A 19149-nucleotide genomic window follows, 5' to 3' on the forward strand; every position below is an offset into this window, starting at 1 on the left:
GAGGTGTGAAAAAACGTGGCGTTTGCGACGCTTTGACACGGACTCCATCCGTTACGGTTTAATTGACAAATAGCTCCCTGCCCGGTCCCCATCGGCCGTTGATCGGTCCATCAGAAAGCGCTTTCAGCCGCACAAAATACCGCCTTCCGGGAATCAGGCGCAAGGCCGCCGTGGTGTCGGCCACGTTCGCCTCCTTGATGATGTGCTTGAAAGACGGGTCTTCAGACAGCTGCAGCTGGTACTTGTCGGCGCTTGCGACCTGTTGCCAGAAGATCCGTACCTGGCTGTCGACGTAGTTGATGTTGATGATCCGTGCCGGTGGCAGGGTGCCATTGACGACCAGTTTACGCGGCTGGCTGGTGGCACTGGAGTTACCCCCGGTGCGGGTCACCACCCGCCAGTAATATTCGCCAGGAGTCAGGGCGCGGGATGGAATTGCATTGCTGTCCGGCGCCCACTCGCTGGTGGCCACCAGGTCCGAAAAGTCAGATGAGCTGGCAATTTCCACCCGGCCTACCTCGTTATCGCCTTCATAGGTCCAAGCAAACGACGGCATCTTGTCATCAATTTTGGCGTCGGCTTCGGGGGTTTGCAGCTCGGCGGCGCGGGCTTTCTGATCCACGGTAATGGACTGCTTGTCGGGCATGCCGGGATTGCCATGGCGGTCGATGGCCGCCAGCCGCACCTGGTAATGGCCATTGGCGAGATTATCCAGGCGCATTTTGGGCGACGACGACGTTTTACGTGCCACCCAATTGCCTGTGTCGGTGTTGAAAATGTCCATCTGATAGGCCTGGGCGCCCTGGATATCCTGCCAGGCGATGTCCAGCGGCATCTTGTTGGTGGTGCCGGGGATCGCGCCGGGTTCGGGCGCCGGCGGCAAATGCCGGATGTCCACCGGGTTTTGGGTGCCCAGGCCCGCCGTCCCGCTGTAGCCGGCCGGTATACCAACCGTGCGGCCGTGTGGTCCGAATTCGACCTTGCCTTCGGTCACCTGAAGTTGGGTTTTCGATGAGGTGGCTTGCAGGCTGAATTTGGTTCCCCGCACAGCGGCCACAGCAGAGGGCGTATCAACCTCGAAGCGCGAGCCTTTGTCGATCAGCTTTTCCACTTCCGCGTCGAGCTCACCCCGGTCAAGGCGCATGCGGGTGTCCACCATGCCGGTCTTGCCGAAGCGGGTAAGCCGGTTGAACATCAGGTCGGTGTTGCGCCCGAGGCGTAGGAGGGAACCGTCTGCCAGTTGAACCACGGCAAAACCGCTACCCGTCGCGATTTCGTCACCGGCTCGGATGCGGGACTGTGCCGTCAGCGCCTGGCGCCGCCCGGTCACACCGTCGACGTGCTGAACCGGTCCGGAAACGGCCAGGGCCACGGCGGGTTCGGGACTCTTCTCAAGCCAGTTGACCGGGATGCGGATGCTCTGGCCGGGCACGATGTCACCGGGGCTGGACACCCCGTTATGCTGCAGGAGCTGATTCAGGTTGTGGGTGGATGCCAGTAGGCGTTTGCCCACCTGTTCCACGGTCTCGCCCGGGCGCAGGGTGTAGCGCCAGTCATCCACGCCATGGGCCTGGGCCACCTGCAGGTTGCCCTGTTGTGACCCATGGGTGACGGACAGGTCCGCCTGGGTGTGCGAGGCCAGGATCAATAACGTGAGGCCGCCCAGGAGCCGGGCGGCGGCACGGATGACAGTGGAAAGCATCGGCATGAATCGTCTAGCCCGTCGGAGACATCATTGGATGGACGGCGAGTCACCGATCGGTAGCGAGCCGTCGTCGTCCGCATCCAGGGCGATCTCGTCCATCGATTCCAGCCGGTAGCCGCGCTGGTAGATGGTCTTGATGCGGAAGCCGTTCTCGGGCTTGATGCCCAGGCGACGGCGCAGGCGGCTCATGTGGGTGTCTACGGTCCGGGTGTTGATGTCCCGGGTCACGCCCCAGACCCGCTCCAGTAACATTTCACGGGTGAGCAGGCGGCCCTTGTTCTGGAACAGGAACAGGGTCAGGTCAAAGTCCTTGTCGGTCAGCGTCACTTGCTCACCGTGCAGCACAATCGTGCGTGCCTTGGTGTCGATGGTGAACGGTCCGAACTCCAGTACTGGGCGATCGACCTCTGGATTGCTGCGTCGGGCCAGCGCGTGGATGCGCGCCAGCAGCTCGCCCGGACGGGCCGGCTTGGACAGGTAATCGTCGGCACCGGCGTCCAGTGCCTGAACAATGTCCTGCTCGCTGTCGCGCTGGGTCAGGAAGACCACGGGAATGGGCCAGTTGAGCTGAGCGCGGACGCTTTTCAGAACGTCAATCCCGGTCATGTCCGGAATCTGCCAGTCGAGGATCAGCAGGTCGTAACTGCGGTGTGTGACGGCACTCAGGAAAGACTGGCCGGTCTGGAAGCTGTCACATTGGTGTTGATTGTCGGCCAGCAGGGTTTCGATGTTTCTTGCCTGAGCCAGCTCGTCTTCCAGTAATGCGATTCGCATTGAAAGTCTCCTGCGTATTGTCGTGCGCCATTACCGCCATCGCATTGAATATTGTTGCAAATTGCCAGCGAGGGGTCAGTGTCAATGTGTAGCGTACTGTTAACCAGATCGCCCGAATGTTCCAGAGGTCTGTAATAAACGGCGACGGATAGCGTGCGTTCAGGCGGGGGCGAGACATCTACTGCGGGCGACCCGGCCTTCCGTCGACATCCCCTACTGTTTGTCGGCAGGCGGGGAAATTACTGCAGCCCCAGAACCAGCCTTTTTTACCGTGACGACGCACCAGGGGCGAAAAGCAGGCCGGGCAGGGCACGGGTGCCTGGTCGGTGCCGTCGTTGTGATCACTGTCGTCTTCGATTGGGCGCGTGCCTTTGCATTGGGGGTAGCGCGTGCAGGCCCAGAACCGGCCGAACTTGCCGGTCCGCTCCCGCATCGGGGCTCGACAGGCCGGGCAATGGACGCCGGTTTGCTCCACCGACCCGGTTGAGGCGCCGCCTGCGGCTGGCGCAGAGCGGATCGGGCCGAGCAGTTCGCCGATCTGGTTTTCAATCGAGGCCAGGAAGGCCCGCGGGTCACCTTCGCCCTGGCGAATCCGCTCCAGCGTGGCTTCCCAGAGCGCAGTCATGTCCGGCCGTGCCACCGCTGCAGGGAGTGCGCCAATCAAATCCTGCCCCTTCTCCGTCGACTTGATGGCGCGACCGTCACGGATCAGGTAGTCCCGCTTGAACAGGGTTTCGATAATGCCGGCCCGGGTAGCCTCGGTGCCCAGGCCATCTGTGTCGCGCAGCGTTTTGCGCAACTCGGCGTCCGACACGAAACGGGCGATGTTTGTCATGGCCGACAGCAGCGTGGCGTCGGTGAAATGGCTGGGTGGCTGCGTCATCCGATCTTTGATCTGGGGCGATGTGCAATCGACCGGATCGCCAACGTCCAGTCGGGGCAGCGGCCGTGCCGGCTTTTCATTCTGCTCTTTGAGGCGGATTTCCAGCACTTTCCAACCGGCGTCCAGGACGCCGGTTTCCGTGGCGCGGAAGTCATAGTCGGCCACGGTCAGGTCCAGTCGCCCTTCGCGGTGAACGGCATCGGGGAAGAACTGCATCAGGTAGTAGCGGCTGATCAGCTCGTAGACGCGCATCTCCGATCGGCTGAGATTGCCCGCCGGCCGCTTCCGGGTCGTAGGAATAATCGCGTGGTGGGCATCCACTTTCTTGTCGTCCCACGCGCGGGAGTGGCGCTTGAGTTCGGCTTGCTGTGCCAGTCTGGAGAGGCCGGGCGCGATAAATTGCAGCGCCTCGATCACGGCGTGGCGTTGCCCGAAGTGTTCCTCAGGCAGGTATCGGCAATCCGATCGGGGATAGGTGATCAGCTGATGCTTTTCATACAGGGACTGGGCCGCATCCAGTACGGCTTTTGCCCCCAGGCCGTACAAGCGACCGGCCTCGATTTGCAGGGCCGACAGGGACAGCGGCAACGGCGGTGCTTCGTTGCGTTCACGGAAGCGGGCCTGGGTAATCGTGCCCGTCTGGCCATCCACGTCGGCGGCGACCTTTTCCACCAGTTTTCGGTCGAGGACGCGATCCTCTTCGTCCATGGCCTGTCGGAAGGCTTCCCCCGGTCGCCAGCGGGCCGTGAACGTTTCCGGCGGTTCCGAACGGCTCGCTCCGGTGACGGTGAGCGTATAGAACGGCTTGGGTTCGAAGTTGGCGATGGTCAGGTCCCGCTCCACCACCAATCCAAGAACCGGCGTCTGGACCCGGCCCACGGAATAGACGCCTTGCTGGCCCTGTTGTTGGTAGCGCAGGGTGTAAGCCCGGGTCAGGTTGATGCCGTAGAGCCAGTCCGCCCGCTGTCGCGCGAGGGCAGAGTGGGACAGATGCCGGAACTCGCGGTTGTCGCGCAATTGCGAGAGTGACCGCACCACCGCGGTGGGGGTCAGATCCTGGATCAGCAGCCGCTCGACCGGCATGCGCACGCGACAGTAGCGCAGGACTTCGTCGACCAACAGCTGGCCCTCGCGATCCGGGTCGCCGGCATGGACGATCGTTGTCGCCTGGCCAACCAGCGTCTCCAGGATCTTGAGCTGGTTGCGCACGTTGTTTTTGGGCAGTACGGCCCACTGCTCCGGGAAAATCGGCAACTCATGCAGGCGCCAGGACTTCCAGCGTGGGTCGTAGTGGGCCGGTTCCGCCGGTTCCAGCAGGTGGCCGATGCACCAAGTCACCACGTCGCCGTCACCGCAGCGCAGGTAGCCTTGCCCTTTTTCAATATGACCGGGCAGGGCCGTCGCGATCGCGCGGGCGAGGCTGGGTTTTTCGGCGATGAACAGGCGCATGGTGATACCGGGTCGGAAACAGGCGATGGAAGATGGCGAACCCGCCGGATCGTGTCAAGGGTGGACCGCGTCTTCTCAAGCAGGCGGGGTCGGGATTACGTTACAATAGAGCGTATTGTTAAGGGAGGTTCTTTATGGCCGAAACGGCACCCATCCAGACTGCCATTGAACAGAAGCTGAACCAGGGGTTCCAGACGACGCACCTGGCGGTCGAAAACGAAAGCCACATGCACAGTGTGCCCCCGAATTCGGAGACGCATTTCAAGGTGACGCTGGTCAGTGACGACTTTGCCGGCAAGAACCGCGTCAAACGGCACCAGGCGATCTACGGTGCGCTCGGAGCGGAGTTGCAGGCCGGCGTCCACGCTCTTGCCCTGCATCTGTATACGCCCGAGGAATGGCAGGCCCGCAACGGGGTATCGCCAGCATCGCCCCAGTGTCTTGGCGGGTCCCGGCACGACAAGGCGTAAGCTCACTGTCGCCAGGAACATGATTGCACCGGTCCTGACCGGATGACCTATTTCGCTCAATCAAAAAGGATGCCCCATGAGCCAGTTTTTCCAGATTCATCCGGAGACGCCACAACTGCGCCTGATCAACCAGGCTGTCGACATCCTGCGCAAGGGCGGTGTCGTGGTCTATCCCACGGATTCGGCCTATGCCATCGGTTGTCAGCTTGAAGACAAACAGGCGACGGATCGCATCAAGCGCATTCGCCGCCTCGACGACAAGCACAACTTCACGCTGGTGTGTCGCGACCTGTCCGATATCGGGCAGTACGCCAAGGTGGACAACACCCAGTACCGCCTGCTCAAGAATTTCACGCCCGGTCCTTACACGTTCATCCTCGATGCCACCAGCGAAGTGCCGCGTCGGTTATTGCATCCCAAGCGCCGCACCATCGGTCTGCGCGTGCCGGACAACCCCATTGTCCAGGCCCTGTTGGCGGAGCTGGGAGAGCCGATCATGAGCAGCACCCTGATCCTGCCCGGTGAGACCGAACCGATGACCGACCCGTACGAGATTCGTGAGACCCTCGAGCATGAACTGGACCTGATCATTGACGGCGGGTTCTGTGGCTTCGAGGCAACGACGGTTGTGAACTTCTGCGGGGAAGTCCCGGAAGTGACCCGGGTTGGCAAGGGAGATCCCAGCCCGTTCCAGTAAGGTCGTACGACCGGATCAGGCCCGGGTATTCAGGCTGAAGGCGTACTGGCGATTCTGGCCGGCCGCTTCCAGGGCGGTGGCGCCGGCGTTTTTGCGCAGACTGTCGTAGCGGTGGGCCAGGTCTTGCAGCCCATTGAACTGCTGGTTTTCGCTGACCATCTGGTCCAGCACGCTGTTGCTGACGCCATAGGCCTGGTTCAGGCGCAAGGCAGTGTCCACAAAGGAGACGGTCGGCTCGTTCACGCTGAGCCGGCCAAACGCCTGCCTGAACGCTTTGTTGTTATCCAGGTCCTTCTCGATCTGCTGGCGGGTCGATTCCGGCATCAGCGCGTTGATGGAGAAATCGCCGGACTCTTTCCTGGAGACGGCAATGCGTGTTGCCGGGTTCAGCCCGTACTCGGCAAGTTTGTGCCGCAGCGTATCCTTCACAAAGGCATGATCCTGCCCCACATTCTGCTTGAACGAATTCACCGACAGCTTGCTGGATGCCTTGTGGGTTTCCCCGCCATTGATCGTGACGCTGTCACTGTCGGTGGCAGCCGATTTCTCGACATCCGCGCCAGCATTGGCTTGTGTGGCCGCCTTCTGGGCTGCCCGGTTTTCTGTGGCCTGTTGGAAACTGGTGCCGGCCCGCATCAGTGATGTTAGCAGAGACATGGTTTTCGATCCCCGAACGTCAAGGTTTCAACGCTTACCGGTATCGGATTGCATAATGTGGGCCAATTGGGCGTGAACGCGAGCGTGTCCTTGCCCAGACCATCCCGAGGCCCGGCAACGGAAGTCCACATGTTAGTGTCGGGCGTAGACCTTCGACACAATCTACCGACGAACAGGAGGACGGATGATGACAGACAAGGTCATGTTGATTACAGGAGCCTCTTCAGGCATTGGTGCCGCGACAGCCCGGGCTGCGGCCAAAGAAGGCTATCGACTGGCGCTGGCGGCGCGTTCCGTCGACAAATTGCGATCGCTGCAGGAGGAGCTGGGTGGCGAGTCCACGGCGCTGGCGCTGTCCTGCGACGTCCAGGATTTCGACCAGCAGAAAGCAGTGGTCAGCAAGACGCTGGAACATTTCGGGCGCCTGGACGTGGTCTTTGCCAACGCCGGACGCGGCGGCTCACCGGGTGGATTCAGCGGTGCCGATCACGAAGCCTGGCGGGATATGATCCTCACCAACGTCTACGGGGTTGGTTTGACCTTACAGGCGGCTTTACCGGCATTACGGGAATCGAAAGGGCAGGTGCTGCTGACCGGTTCCGCCGCCGGACGGGCGACCATTCCCGGATCCATGTACAGCGCGACCAAATGGGCCGTGTCGGCGATCGGTTATGGTCTGCGGGAAGAGCTGCGAGGGTCGGGCATTCGCGTCACGCTGATTGAGCCCGGCATGGTCGACACGCCGTTCTTCGATCAGAAGCCCGAGCATGCGCTGGTCGACGACGACATTGCCCGCGCGGTGATCTATGCCGTGTCACAACCGGCCCATGTCGACGTGAACGAAATCCTGGTGCGACCGACACCGAAGGTGGAGTGACAAGGCGCTGTAATCAGCGGGAAAGGCAATGGTGCCCCCGGCAGGACTCGAACCTGCTACCTGTCCCTTAGGAGGGGACCGCTCTATCCAGATGAGCTACGGGGGCGCGCGGGTCCGGTATCATACCCATGGGGTGCGCCGGGCTCAACCTGCGAGCACCAGAGGCCTCTACCGGGTTGCCGACGTCGTCTTTCACGCTTGGCTGCAGGGGACCGGACCTGTTAATTTAATAGCGTCATTTCCTGTGCAATGTCACGGAGTTTTCCTTGGGTACGGTACCCCTGCATGTTTCCTTTGTCCTGCCTGTCCTGAACGAGGCGGAGGGCATTGTCGTGGCGTTGAATGAGTTGCAGGGCTGGCGCGATCAGGGCCACGAGGTGATCGTGGTGGATGGCGGCAGCAGTGACGCCACGCGAGATCTCGCGGAGCCGCTTTGCGATCAGCTGGTCTCGGCACCGCGCGGGCGAGCCAACCAGATGAATACGGGGGCTGCCCTGGCAGGCGGCGAGGTGCTGGTCTTCCTGCATGCGGATTCCAGGCTGCCCCTGGATGCCCTGCCGCAGTTGCAACAGTTCGTTGACAGCCCCGCGGCCTGGGGGCGGTTCGACGTGCGTTTGTCCGGGGAGAGTTTGATCTTCCGGGTGATTGGCTGGTTCATGAATCAGCGCTCACGCATCACCGGCATTGCTACCGGCGATCAGGCCATATTCGCGCGGCGTGTGATTTTCCAGGAGGTGGGTGGTTTTGAAGCCCTGCCGTTGATGGAAGACATCGCCCTCAGTCGACGCTTGTTGGCGCTTTCCCGTCCTTACTGTATCCATTCCCGGGTAACCACCGACAGCCGTCGGTGGGAGCGACAGGGCGTCCTCAAAACCATACTGCTGATGTGGCAGTTGCGCTGGCGCTACTGGCGGGGCGAAGACCCGCTCAAGCTGGCTCAGGTCTATTACCCCGATGCACGCACCAAATCCGAGTGAGTCGTCCGACGGCGTGCTGATCCAGTTTGCCAAGTGGCCAGAGCCGGGCCAGGTCAAGACCCGGTTGGCGGCCGGCATTGGCGACGAGAAAGCCCTTGAAGCGCACTTGGTTCTGACGACGGCGGTGCTCGACTCGCTCTCGGCAACGGCTTATCCGCTCTCATTCTGGTGGGACAGGCCCCGGCCACCCGGAGTGCAGGTCTACGCCGATAAGCTTCTGACTCAGCTGCACCATTTGGCGATTCCTCAGTTCAGCCAGAAAGGCACGGATCTCGGCGCGCGCATGGCCCATGCGCTGGGCGCCGCACTGGAAAACTCGCCGAAGGCGGTGATTGTCGGCAGTGATTGCCCGTCGGTTGACCCGGACTATGTCAGTCAGGCGTTTGCTGCGCTGGCCGAGGCGGATGTGGTTCTGGGACCGTCCGACGATGGCGGTTTTGTCTTGATCGGTACCCGCTGTGATCTTGGGGATGCGTTGACCGGTATCGAGTGGGGCACTTCAAGAGCGCTCGAGCAAACCGTCCAGGCTTTGACTGAAGCGGACTTTGTGGTCCGGCAGCTGGCCCATCGGTGGGATGTGGATGATGTGGCGGACTGGCAGCGTTTTCTCGAGAGCCGGAGTAGCTGATCGGGGGAGGCTTTCAACCACCCGCGATCGGCAGGACCGACGCGGGTGGCTTAATGAGGACTAACGCCGCTTCATGAAGTACAGCGTCAGCGGCTGGCCCTGAACGCTTTGCACGTTGCTGCCTGTTGCTTCCGCCTGAAGCTGCTTCTGCACCGGCGCCAGAGCGAGGCTGTGGCCGTCGCTGTCCTGGGCCCGGACGAGCTTCCAGTTCACTTCATTACTCAGCAGATTGATCAGACCCGCCAGCTGGGTTTTGTCCTGGGGACGGAACCAACGATTGTGGCAGCCCCCCGCACCATAGAAATCATCTTCGCGCAGCAACGCCCCAAGTTCCGGATCCTGGGCGTTATTGATGATCATGCGCCGGAGTCGACGCAGTGACGCGCGGGTTTCCGGCAGCTCATGTTGACGGATAAGCTGCCGAATATGGCTGTCGGCCTCCGAGTCGCCTTCAATTCGCGTGTGCAGGTGGACAACAGCGCCCTGGCCGCTGGCCTGATCGACCAGTTGGGCCAGTGACAGCGAGCTCATTTGTTCTGAAGGGAGGCGACCGATTTCGAGCCAGTGCACCTGGTTGCCATCCGCAATGAACTGACTGGCCAGTGACCAGGGCCAGAACACGATGTGGTTCAGCCCCATTTCCTGGGCGGTCCGACTGGCGCGAGCGATGTTCGGGAGAGACTCGTCCACTGCCACAATTTCGACGTCGCTCAGAGAGGCGGCGAGCTCAAGCGCCCGTTGCCCGGACTCGGCGCCACACACCATGATGCGCAGGGTATCCGGCAGCGAGTCGGTGTTCAGGCCCAGCTTCGCTTTCATCACTGCTTTCAGGCTGCTTTCGCTGTGGTGGGACAGCGTCTGCCACGTGGGCCAGGCTTGCGGCACATCGGCTCGCTCCAGTGTCAGCTCAGCGGCTTTCTCTTCAAAAGGCTGTTTGATGGCTTCTTCCATCGCGCGGTTGTAGTAGCTGGCGGCCATCAGGGGTTGCAGGCCGACGGGCCACTCCGTCAGGTTCCAGTGGCCGATATCGACAGCGAAGGATTGATGGAACAGGGCGCCGTACAGGGCACTGATCATTAGCGAGCCGGCGATGTCTTCCAGACGCTCACCCATGGCGAACTGGGCGCGGATGCTGTTGTTGATTGCGTCTATCAGCCGTTCCTCGGCGTCGCTGACCAGCAGTGCGTAACCGGTCCGGTCGGCATAGAGGGCGATCGCGGCCGCAAGCCGATGCATGTCGTCACGGAGCGTTGCGGTTTGTGCAATTTCCGCCAGAATCGCATGGCGCAGCAGAGTGACCAGATTTTCGATCCGGGCATCCGGCATCAGTGTCTTTTCCAGCGCCAGCAGGAGCAGTTCATCCTCGGCGGCGGCTTCGAGCAGGACCGCCGCGTTGGGGTTATCCAGATCGTACTGCTGGCACAGGATGCCCGCCGCGAAACGACCCAGTTCCTGGTGCGCAACGTCATTCCGGCTGAGCAATGTGATGGCGTCGTAAGCCAGCTCCTGATCCGCCCGGTCGACCTGCAAGTGACCTGCGCACGCCACCATGCCTGCGCAGACCGACGGCCAGTTCAGGTCGAGCTGCAGCAGTTTGCGGTAATGCAGGTAAGCCACATCGAACTGACCCAGCCGCCGTTTCGCGTGGGCGATCCCACAGAAAGCGGCGGCAGACTGCCGGTCCCGTTGCAGGGCTTCCTGGAAATACTGTTCAGCGAGGGCAGGACGTTCGCAGGCCAGGGCCCAGTAGCCGAGGTTGGTATATTGCTGGGGCTGGTCCGGATTGATGTCGAGGCTGCGTTCGAACAGGGCCCTGGCGGTATCCAGGTTGCCGTCGTCCATCTCCAGGCGCCCCAACAGCCCCCACGCCGCCGCGTTCTCGTGGCTGAGCTCCATCACCTGGGCCAGCAACTGCCGACTCTCAGCCCGGGCTTCCACGCGCTGGGTGTAGCTGTTGTCCGGCCGGTTGGACTCGCCGTAGGCGCTGTTGGCGGCCAGCAACAGACGCGCGATGGTCGCCTGGTTGCGGGAAGCGACTTGGGGTTGGTGTTGTGCCTGCATGTTTCACCTCGTGATCGTTCTGGCCGCTTTTTAAGTGAGGCGGCAAGAATCTGCAGCTTTTATGACGATGAATCGATGTTGAGGTGAGTGGAGCGAAAGCTGTGCCAATCTGTCGATAATTTCTACAATCCACTGTTTTAAAAGACTTTGTCGTAAATAAAACGGCCGGATCAGTTTCGGTATGGATGTTGCTCCGCTATGCTCAGTGTTGCCGCAACGAGTTGAAGAACAATATGAAGGTACTGGTTTCCGGAGGGGCGGGCTTTATTGGCTCTGCGTTGATCCGGTTTTTAATTCAGGAAGCCGACGTTTCAGTGATCAATCTGGACAAGCTGACCTACGCAGCCAGTCCGGAAGCGCTGGACGCCGTGAGGGCAAGCACGCGCTACCATTTCGAACAGGTGGATATCTGCGACCGTGAGGCCGTGACGAGCGTCTTCGAACGGCATCGTCCGGATGCCGTCATGCACCTGGCCGCGGAATCCCATGTCGATCGTTCGATCGATGGCCCGGAAGCCTGCCTGCAAACCAATGTCGTAGGAACGTTTGTTCTTCTGGAAGCGACCAGGGAATACCTGAAGCAACTTTCCACCGAGTCACGCGACGCCTTCCGCTTTCACCACATCAGTACGGATGAGGTCTTTGGTGATTTGTCGCCCGATGCGCCACCATTCAATGAAGTGTCGCCTTACTCGCCGAGTTCTCCCTACGCGGCAACAAAAGCCGCATCGGATCACCTGGTCAGGGCATGGGGGCGCACCTATGGCGTTCCCGTGGTGTTGAGCAACTGTTCCAACAACTACGGGCCGTTCCAGTATCCTGAGAAGCTGATTCCCCTGACGGTATTTAATGCACTGCGCGGGCAACCGTTGCCACTATACGGTCAGGGCGACCAGATCAGGGATTGGCTGCATGTCGATGATCACGCGCGGGCGCTTTTCCGGATCCTTTGCGGTGGTGAATTGGGTGAAACCTACCTGGTCGGCGGCGAGTCGGAAAGAACCAATCTGGAGGTCGTCGAGGCTATCTGCGACCAACTCCAGCCGTTGATTCCGCGACCGGGTGGCTACCGTCCGTTGATCCGGTTTGTGGATGACCGGCCAGGCCACGATCGCCGCTACGCGGTTTCGCCCAGCAAGGCGCTCAGGACGCTCGGGTGGACACGGCATTATTCCTTTGAAGCCGGTATTCAGCAGACCGTCTCCTGGTACGTCGATCATCAGGACTGGCTGTTTGGCAGTGGGGCGGATGGGCGCCGGTTGGGTTCAGGGAGTGCGGGATAATATGAAGGGCATCATACTGGCCGGAGGCTCCGGCACGCGGCTCTATCCCATCACCATGGGTGTCTCCAAGCAGCTCCTGCCGGTGTACGACAAGCCTATGATCTATTACCCGCTGTCAGTGCTGATGCTGGCTGGGATCCGCGACATTCTCATTATCACCACACCCGAGGATAGCGACAGCTTCCAGCGCATTCTGGGCGACGGTGCCTGCTTTGGGATCCGTTTATCCTACGCCGTCCAACAGGCACCGGAAGGATTGGCGCAGGCCTTCCTGATTGGCGAAGAATTCATTGGGCAGGACTCTGTTTGCCTGGTTCTGGGGGACAACATTTTCTACGGGCAGGGCTTCTCACCAAAGTTGCGCGAGGCGGCGGGGCTTGAAGAAGGCGCTCGAATCTTCGGCTACCAGGTTCGGGATCCGGAGCGATTCGGTGTGGTTGAGTTTGACCGGGATCGTCGTGCGATCTCTCTGGAAGAGAAGCCACGTCGGCCAAAATCCAACTACGCGGTGACCGGGCTGTATTTCTACGATAACGACGTCATCGATATTGCCCGATCAATCAAGCCTTCCGGTCGGGGAGAGCTGGAAATAACATCGGTAAACCAGGTCTACCTGGAGCGCGGAAAACTCGCTGTCGAGAAACTGACGCGCGGCTTTGCCTGGCTAGATACGGGAACGCACGAAAGTTTGCTGGAAGCCGCCCAATTCGTGGAGACGATCGAGAAGCGGCAGGGCTTCAAGATTGCCTGTCTTGAAGAGATCGCCCTCAAGCAGGGTTGGCTCTCGACGACCGATATTCGCGGGTTACCCTCGTTTATGGCCAGCAATGGCTATGGAGACTACGTTCGCATTCTGGTGGATGAATATGATTCCGGTGACTAAGCCTTATTTGCCGCCCCGTGAGCGTCTGGACGCTTATCTTGACCGTGTCTACGCCTCCGAGCAACTCACCAACAATGGCCCGCTGGTTCAAGAATTAACGGAAAAGCTGAAAAACTACCTCGGCGTAGAGCATTTGCTTCTGGTCGCCAATGGAACGATGGCGCTGCAGATTGCCTTCGAGGCGCTCAACATTAACGGCGCTGCTGTCACGACACCCTTCACCTTCCCCGCCACCAGCTCATCGTTGACTTGGCAAGGGATTCGTCCCATCTATGCGGCTATTGATCCTGCGACATTGAACCTTGATCCCCTGGATGTGGATAAGCATCTTGATGAGGACGTGTCAGCTATAGTGCCCGTGCATACCTATGGCAACCCCTGTGAGGTTGAGGCTTTTGAAGCGTTGGCGGAGCAGCGCGAGATCAAGCTGATCTATGACGCTTCTCATACCTTTGGTGTCTTTTACAAACAGCGTAGCCTGCTGCGTTGGGGGGATGCTGCCACTCTGAGCTTTCATGCCACCAAGCTTTTCCATACAGGGGAAGGTGGGGCAATCGTGTTCAAGCACGAAGCTGATCTTCTGAGGGCTCGCGAGTTGATTAATTTCGGCTTTGTCGATGGGCAGCCGCATAGCGTGGGCATTAATGGAAAAATGAGCGAGCTTCATGCCGCTATGGGGCTTGCCGTTCTTGAGGACATCGACCGAATCATTGCCCGACGTGTGGCCATTACGGAACAGTATCGATCGTTATTGGAAGGCGTTGTGCAATTTCCGGAATGCCATCCTGATGCGACCCGAAATGGCGCCTATCTTCCGGTGCTGCTCGGCAATCGCCAGAAGCGGGATTACATCAAGGATACGTTGCGCTCTGAGGGCATTGAATGTCGGGCTTACTTCTCACCGTCGCTGGACAGTCTCGGGCTTTACACTGGGATCAGGTCGACCCTGGCAGGGGCGCAGACGGACAGAATCTTGTGTTTGCCGGTTTATGACCAGCTTGCCGATTCTGACATAGACCGCGTCGTTAGCCGTGTTCGCCAGTTGGTAAATGATGATGTGTCTTAGTGCCTATCGCTTGTTTTTGGATTCTGCCGCTCCAGACACTCTGCATTTGGCTATGGCCTCATGACCAGGTTTGACAATCAATAACGAGAGTTCGCCAATGCGCCTCGCAATCATGCAGCCGTATTTTTTCCCGTATATCGGTTATTTCAGGCTGCTCAAGGAAGCGGATGTGTTCCTGCTTTTCGACAATGTGCAATTCCCCCGAAGAGGCTGGGTTCACCGTAATCGAGGCCTGATTAATGGCGATTGGGTCTGGGTGACTCTCCCGCTACAGAAAGCCGCCCAGTCGACTGAAATACGGGAGTTGCGGTTCCGGGAGGCCGGGTTGCCTGAATGGATCGACAGTCAGAAACGTCGATTGGAACACGCGTGGAATGGCACTGGAGAGCCTATCGAAAGCTTGCCATGGCCGGAAACGTCCGAGTTGCCGGTTGATTACCTGGAACGGTCTATTCGCTGGATGTCAGCCGGGCTGGGGCTGACTTGCGACATCGTCCGATCGTCATCTGTGTTGCCGAGTCTCGGTGAGGGTGCGGGTGAAGATAAAATCCTGAAACTGGCTGGCGAGATGGGCGCGTCGGAATATTTGAATTTGCCCGGTGGCGTTGGGCTCTATCACGAGGAACGGTTTTCTGAGGCGGGCCTTCGTTTGCGGTTTTTGGATGAGCCCGTTGATAGCTACGAATCGACGTTGTTCCGGTCGGTTCGGTCGGGTTTCGGCATGCTCGCCAACTCATTGTGAGGGGCAGGGCCTTCAGCTGAATCGCTGACCGGGGAGAAAACGTTCGTAAAAAGCGCGCTTGGCCTCCATGTTAGCCTTCACGCCAGGACCCCGAACGGCGGGATACGCTCGCTGTTCCTCTCTTTCATACTCAGCAATGAGACTCTCTTCAATGGCGTCGAGTTCAGCAGCACTCGTCTCGGGCCGGTAACCCAGAAGTGCCATTTCGTGACGACAGATGGATTCGATATACGAAATCTCCTGCTGCGACAGCGTCTTTAGATACTTGGCTTTGTTGTTTTTCATGACGCCTTGACCAAGATTTTTCCAGGCAGACTGCTGGTTTGCATTTTCCTGAGTCAATTCATCCTGATGGAATGTGAGCATGCTCGGTTCGAACGCATGCCCGAGCACATTGAGGACGCGTTCAAGCTCGTATTGAGGATCGTCCAGCAGGTCTTCATATCTTAAAAAAATCGACAGATTCCGGGCTTTCAGTTCATTGTGGGCCAGCATGAAACGTTGCTGATCCGCTTTCCATCGGCGCGCTCCTGCTATCAGACCCCCGGGGTGATCTGGATTCGCGCGCCATGACAAAGCCATATCTCTCGGATCCCGTGTTTGATAGACGTATCTGGCATCAGGGAAGCGAAGCAGCAGGAAAGGGAGTATCTCGTAGAGCTGATTTTCCTTTATGAAAACGTCAGGCTTACCCGCTGCCTTGGCTTCCAGCTCAAAGATACCGCTCAACAGCCCTCCAATATCCCCAGCCGATGCCAGTTTGGTCAGTTCCTCTTTGTCGAAGACCTGACGCCAGACCGAAAAGGGCACATTAATCATCCTTTCAATATCATCCAGAAGCTGGTCCCAATGAGCGCTCTGGTTCAATGGTTCATACCGGAAGAGATTGCGGATGACCGGGTTGAAGATGTGTTTGGTGGCGGGACCGCAAATTCGGCTGTGGCCATTGAGAAGTTGGGTGATGAAGTTGCTGCCCGAACGCTCAGAGCACATCAGGAAATAAAGGCTCATGCAGATTCGCTGCCTCGTGTGGACGAAGCGTTGCGGATAAACCGTTCCATCTTTTCGCTGGCATCACGCGCTGCTTGCTCTGTGTACCGGCTCAACCGCCATTGGTTGGTGGTTTTGAACTTCTCAGGCAGTTCCCGCCAGTGATCGGGATCCACGTGCTCCTGAATTTTTTCCGCGATACCTTTCAGATAGGTCCCGGGGGTATCGCAGAACGCTTCGTATGAGACCGTGAGTTGATGGGTGTCTGGGATGTTGGCAAAGCCGAGCTCGATGGCTTGGTTGATAGCATGGACCTGTCCAGCGACAGCGTGCAGGGGGTCAAGCTCCTTGAGTTCGTCGAAGGCTTTTATCTTGAACGAATACCAGGTCTCCATATCACCAAACTGACGTTGGCGGGCCTCCAGAGCGGATTGAATGTTAAAGACGGGATCTCGAACCATACGAATGAATAACGATCCCGGAAACAGGGAATAGAGTGCATCAGCATGTTCGTTGAGAATCATTGCTTTGAGGGCAAATGGCTTGGTGAGTTTGTTCGATATGCCATTCAATTCCGCCTGGAATGCCTTCGCCTGCTTTCCCGTAGGAGCCTCCGGCCGCCCATCGACAAATGGAATAAATCGTTTCCAGAAATACCAGAATTCATTCGGGGAAAGAGGGCCTGACGTCTTCCCGTTGTATGAGCTGAACAGATGCTCCGGCAACTCCAGCGCCATTTCATCCCGAAACTGAAAGCGTGGATCGAACAGCATTTGCTGTATCAGGGTCCCCACCAACGGGGCTTTGTAGAAGCGGGATAAAAGGTTGGTTGGGTAGGCAAACGGTCCCGCCTGAGACAGGCACTGCATCATCAGCGTCGTACCCGAACGCATCGGTCCGAAGACGAAAATTTTGGGGACGGACTCCGAAGAATCGACACTTGGCTGCCGTGAGCAGGAGCCGAGAGCGTCGTTTAATTCCGTGAGCAATGCCTCCAGATCAGGATTGCGCTTCGTCTCTTGGCTTCGGGTCGTCTCGACGGGCTTCTGCATGGATGCCATGTTCCGGGTTGTGATTCCCAATGTCGGGGCTTCAGCTGGCAGAATGCTCGCTGGATATGGTCTTCAAACCTTCAAGGAAGCTGAATGCCGGAGCTGATCCATCCTGATGGGAAATGCTTTCGACAAAGGCTTCCCGAATGCCCGCCATGTACGCTTTCGCGGCATTGAGTTCGTGGTGGTTGTGAACCCACATTATGGCACGTGCGACCAAATCCAACTCGCTGCCACAGGCAAAACCGCCATTGGCGTCGTATCGTAGGAAGTTGTTCGAGTCTGTGAACGCAGCCAGGTCGTTATTCTCCGGAAGATAGGCTTTGGGCTGTCCAAGGAGAATGGCGTCCACATTGGTGTTCGCACCGCCAAACGGGAATGTCCCTATCGCAAAGTGGCAATCGGAAAGTTGCTTCAGGTAAATCGGATAAGGCTGCGGCTCATGGACAACGACATTGTCGCCCAAGACGTGCAGCAACTTCCGGTAGAACGCGAGGAGCTTGAAACCCCGGTTATGTGCCGGGAAAAAATGAAACTCCAGCGGACGCGTGCTGTTTTCCTGCAGCATTCGGCATGCTTTAAGGACGCGATCGCTCACTTTCATCAGTGAACTGTTAATGGCGATCCTCACCACCGGGCTGTCGGCCTGGAGCTCGGCGCTTCTCAACCGGCTATCGAGATCCGGGTGCAGCGTAATGTGGCCTCGCTCGCCATAAAAAGGAATCAGTTTTTCGGTGCAGTAGGCCTGGTAATCCGGACCCTCAAAGAACCCGCTCAGAAAGCCGTAATCGATCGTTTCAGACATTGCCGAAGCAGGGTGGCCATAACCCATGACCTGTACCGGCGCGAGTCGGAAATTAGCGAGACACACCGTCCAGATATTCATGCCCAGCGACGGATACAGGATGATATCGGGCTGAAAGTCGCTCACCGCTTTGGCAGCCTTTTCAATCTCCGACGTAGCGCTCGGGATCTGGACGAACTGGTGTGCGTCCTTTCGGCTGACATCGTCCGTATCGCCTTTGGCGGCAAACAACGCTGTCACAAAATGCTCTTTCAGCGGGGCAATACGTGCGTGATAGGAACGATACATCGCGTGGTCTGAGCGGTAGCGCTCAACCAGAATTGCAACCCTGGGCTTCGAAGCAATCTGGCCGGGTTCTGTTTCCTTTATGGACTTGAAATGAGCACGAATCAGGCTGTTTATTTTGCGTTTGATCTGGTGCCGCTGGGGGATGTCCCAATAGGAGCAGCCCATCCAGATGTTGACCAACATGACGAGGCACAACGAGATGTCCAATCCATCCGGCAGCTTCTGAAACTCCCCGAAAACGGTATCGAACTGTTCAATGCCCCGAGGCGTCTGCAGCTGCTCCAGCTGATACATGGCTGACGTCAGCATCAGCATCAGTTCCTGGGGGACCCGCTCTCGCAAGACATCGTAAGGCACGGACATCTCACTGTTGATCGTCCAGCAGATCATCAGCATGAAGACATCCGCATCCGTTTTCAGCTGGAATCCACCGTTCGCGGACCAGAGATCCCGGTATGCCATCACGTGATCCAGGTTGCCGAAGTCCGAAAGATAGAAAATATCAGTCAGGTGCGTTTTGTAGAAAATCAGCTTGCGGACCTCGAGCGTCTCCAGCTTCAGGTGAGGCGCGCAAAGAAATCCGGTAATGCATGTGGCCAGTCGCTGGACCGCATTCTGATTGTCAAAAAAGCTCGCGTCTTTGTGGAGGGGCGAAATGCCTGGGGACCGGTGGATGCTCCCTTGCTGCGTCAGTCGCTCACCGCCAAGAACCGGGTTGCCTTTTTCCATCGCATCGAGAATGTCGAACAGTTCTTTCTTGAAACCCGCGTCGTCACGGGTAAACAGCTTCTTCTCGAGCGAGGCGATAGTCACATCGGGTCCTTATAAAGCGGAGGGAAAGGGGCGGCACTCTCGTGCCACC

General features: G+C 58.7%; 17 protein-coding genes and 1 tRNA gene. 9 read left to right on the forward strand and 9 right to left on the reverse strand.

Annotation, left to right across the window (positions count from 1 at the left end; all coding sequences use genetic code 11):
• Positions 1-58: 58 nt before the first annotated feature.
• From JL474_RS09055 to JL474_RS09065, 3 genes are all read right to left on the reverse strand, one after another.
• Positions 59-1702: a FecR domain-containing protein gene (locus JL474_RS09055; protein WP_203141782.1), complete on the reverse strand. Its 1644-nt coding sequence runs from the start codon at positions 1700-1702 to the stop codon at positions 59-61.
• Between the two features lie 30 nt (positions 1703-1732).
• Positions 1733-2479 (reverse strand): response regulator transcription factor, encoded by a 747-nt coding sequence (locus tag JL474_RS09060; RefSeq protein ID WP_203141783.1) that lies wholly within the window; start codon positions 2477-2479, stop codon positions 1733-1735.
• A gap of 178 nt (positions 2480-2657) precedes the next feature.
• A complete protein-coding gene (locus JL474_RS09065) occupies positions 2658-4811 on the reverse strand; it encodes a DNA topoisomerase III (protein WP_203141784.1) in 2154 nt (717 codons plus the stop codon).
• A 134-nt stretch (positions 4812-4945) separates the two neighbouring features.
• On the opposite strand from JL474_RS09065, the gene JL474_RS09070 reads away from it, so the two are divergent.
• Together JL474_RS09070 and JL474_RS09075 are read left to right on the forward strand one after the other, a co-directional pair.
• Positions 4946-5281, forward strand: a complete 336-nt coding sequence (locus JL474_RS09070) for a BolA family protein (RefSeq protein ID WP_123634973.1) — start codon at positions 4946-4948, stop codon at positions 5279-5281.
• 76 nt (positions 5282-5357) lie between these two features.
• Positions 5358-5978 (forward strand): L-threonylcarbamoyladenylate synthase, encoded by a 621-nt coding sequence (locus JL474_RS09075; protein WP_203141785.1) that lies wholly within the window; start codon positions 5358-5360, stop codon positions 5976-5978.
• 15 nt (positions 5979-5993) lie between these two features.
• Here the strand turns inward: JL474_RS09075 and JL474_RS09080 are convergent, their stop codons facing one another.
• Positions 5994-6635, reverse strand: a complete 642-nt coding sequence (locus JL474_RS09080; RefSeq protein ID WP_123634971.1) for a hypothetical protein — start codon at positions 6633-6635, stop codon at positions 5994-5996.
• 184 nt (positions 6636-6819) lie between these two features.
• Between JL474_RS09080 and JL474_RS09085 the strand changes: the two genes are divergently transcribed.
• A complete protein-coding gene (locus JL474_RS09085; RefSeq protein WP_223807924.1) occupies positions 6820-7512 on the forward strand; it encodes an SDR family oxidoreductase in 693 nt (230 codons plus the stop codon).
• 29 nt (positions 7513-7541) lie between these two features.
• Here the strand turns inward: JL474_RS09085 and JL474_RS09090 are convergent.
• A tRNA-Arg gene (locus tag JL474_RS09090) sits at positions 7542-7618 on the reverse strand.
• A gap of 160 nt (positions 7619-7778) precedes the next feature.
• Here JL474_RS09090 and JL474_RS09095 point away from each other — a divergent pair.
• Both JL474_RS09095 and JL474_RS09100 read left to right on the forward strand, forming a co-directional pair.
• Positions 7779-8489: a TIGR04283 family arsenosugar biosynthesis glycosyltransferase gene (locus JL474_RS09095; protein WP_123634970.1), complete on the forward strand. Its 711-nt coding sequence runs from the start codon at positions 7779-7781 to the stop codon at positions 8487-8489.
• Positions 8467-9117 carry a TIGR04282 family arsenosugar biosynthesis glycosyltransferase gene (locus tag JL474_RS09100; protein ID WP_203141786.1) on the forward strand — a complete coding sequence of 217 codons (651 nt, stop codon included), beginning with the start codon at positions 8467-8469 and terminating at the stop codon, positions 9115-9117. The genes JL474_RS09095 and JL474_RS09100 overlap by 23 nt, the downstream gene beginning before the upstream one ends.
• Positions 9118-9177: 60 nt before the next feature.
• Here the strand turns inward: JL474_RS09100 and JL474_RS09105 are convergent, their stop codons facing one another.
• Entirely contained in the window at positions 9178-11178 is a 2001-nt protein-coding gene (locus JL474_RS09105; RefSeq protein WP_203141787.1) for a tetratricopeptide repeat protein, read from the reverse strand.
• Between the two features lie 233 nt (positions 11179-11411).
• Here JL474_RS09105 and rfbB point away from each other — a divergent pair, with 233 nt between their 5' ends.
• From rfbB to JL474_RS09125, 4 genes are all read left to right on the forward strand, one after another.
• Positions 11412-12461 carry a dTDP-glucose 4,6-dehydratase gene (gene rfbB / locus JL474_RS09110; protein WP_203141788.1) on the forward strand — a complete coding sequence of 350 codons (1050 nt, stop codon included), beginning with the start codon at positions 11412-11414 and terminating at the stop codon, positions 12459-12461.
• Between the two features lies 1 nt (position 12462).
• Positions 12463-13344: a glucose-1-phosphate thymidylyltransferase RfbA gene (gene rfbA / locus JL474_RS09115; RefSeq protein WP_123634966.1), complete on the forward strand. Its 882-nt coding sequence runs from the start codon at positions 12463-12465 to the stop codon at positions 13342-13344.
• Complete coding sequence (locus JL474_RS09120) at positions 13295-14410, forward strand: DegT/DnrJ/EryC1/StrS family aminotransferase (RefSeq protein WP_236012118.1); 1116 nt, start codon at positions 13295-13297, stop codon at positions 14408-14410. The genes rfbA and JL474_RS09120 overlap by 50 nt, the downstream gene beginning before the upstream one ends.
• Before the next feature lie 97 nt (positions 14411-14507).
• On the forward strand, positions 14508-15152 hold the full coding sequence (locus JL474_RS09125; protein WP_203141789.1) for a WbqC family protein: 645 nt from the start codon (positions 14508-14510) through the stop codon (positions 15150-15152).
• 12 nt (positions 15153-15164) lie between these two features.
• On the opposite strand, the gene JL474_RS09130 is transcribed toward JL474_RS09125, so the two are convergent.
• Genes JL474_RS09130 through JL474_RS09140 form a run of 3 tightly spaced genes read right to left on the reverse strand, consistent with a single transcriptional unit; the run spans position 15165 to position 19100 of the window.
• Positions 15165-16163 carry a sulfotransferase family protein gene (locus JL474_RS09130; protein ID WP_203141790.1) on the reverse strand — a complete coding sequence of 333 codons (999 nt, stop codon included), beginning with the start codon at positions 16161-16163 and terminating at the stop codon, positions 15165-15167.
• Positions 16160-17194, reverse strand: coding sequence for a sulfotransferase (locus tag JL474_RS09135; protein WP_203141791.1), 1035 nt, complete (start codon positions 17192-17194; stop codon positions 16160-16162). The genes JL474_RS09130 and JL474_RS09135 overlap by 4 nt, the downstream gene beginning before the upstream one ends.
• Before the next feature lie 40 nt (positions 17195-17234).
• Positions 17235-19100, reverse strand: coding sequence for a hypothetical protein (locus tag JL474_RS09140; RefSeq protein WP_203141792.1), 1866 nt, complete (start codon positions 19098-19100; stop codon positions 17235-17237).
• Between the last annotated feature and the right edge of the window lie 49 nt (positions 19101-19149).

It is taken from the genome of Marinobacter mangrovi (genome assembly GCF_016798325.1).
GTDB lineage: Bacteria > Pseudomonadota > Gammaproteobacteria > Pseudomonadales > Oleiphilaceae > Marinobacter_A > Marinobacter_A mangrovi.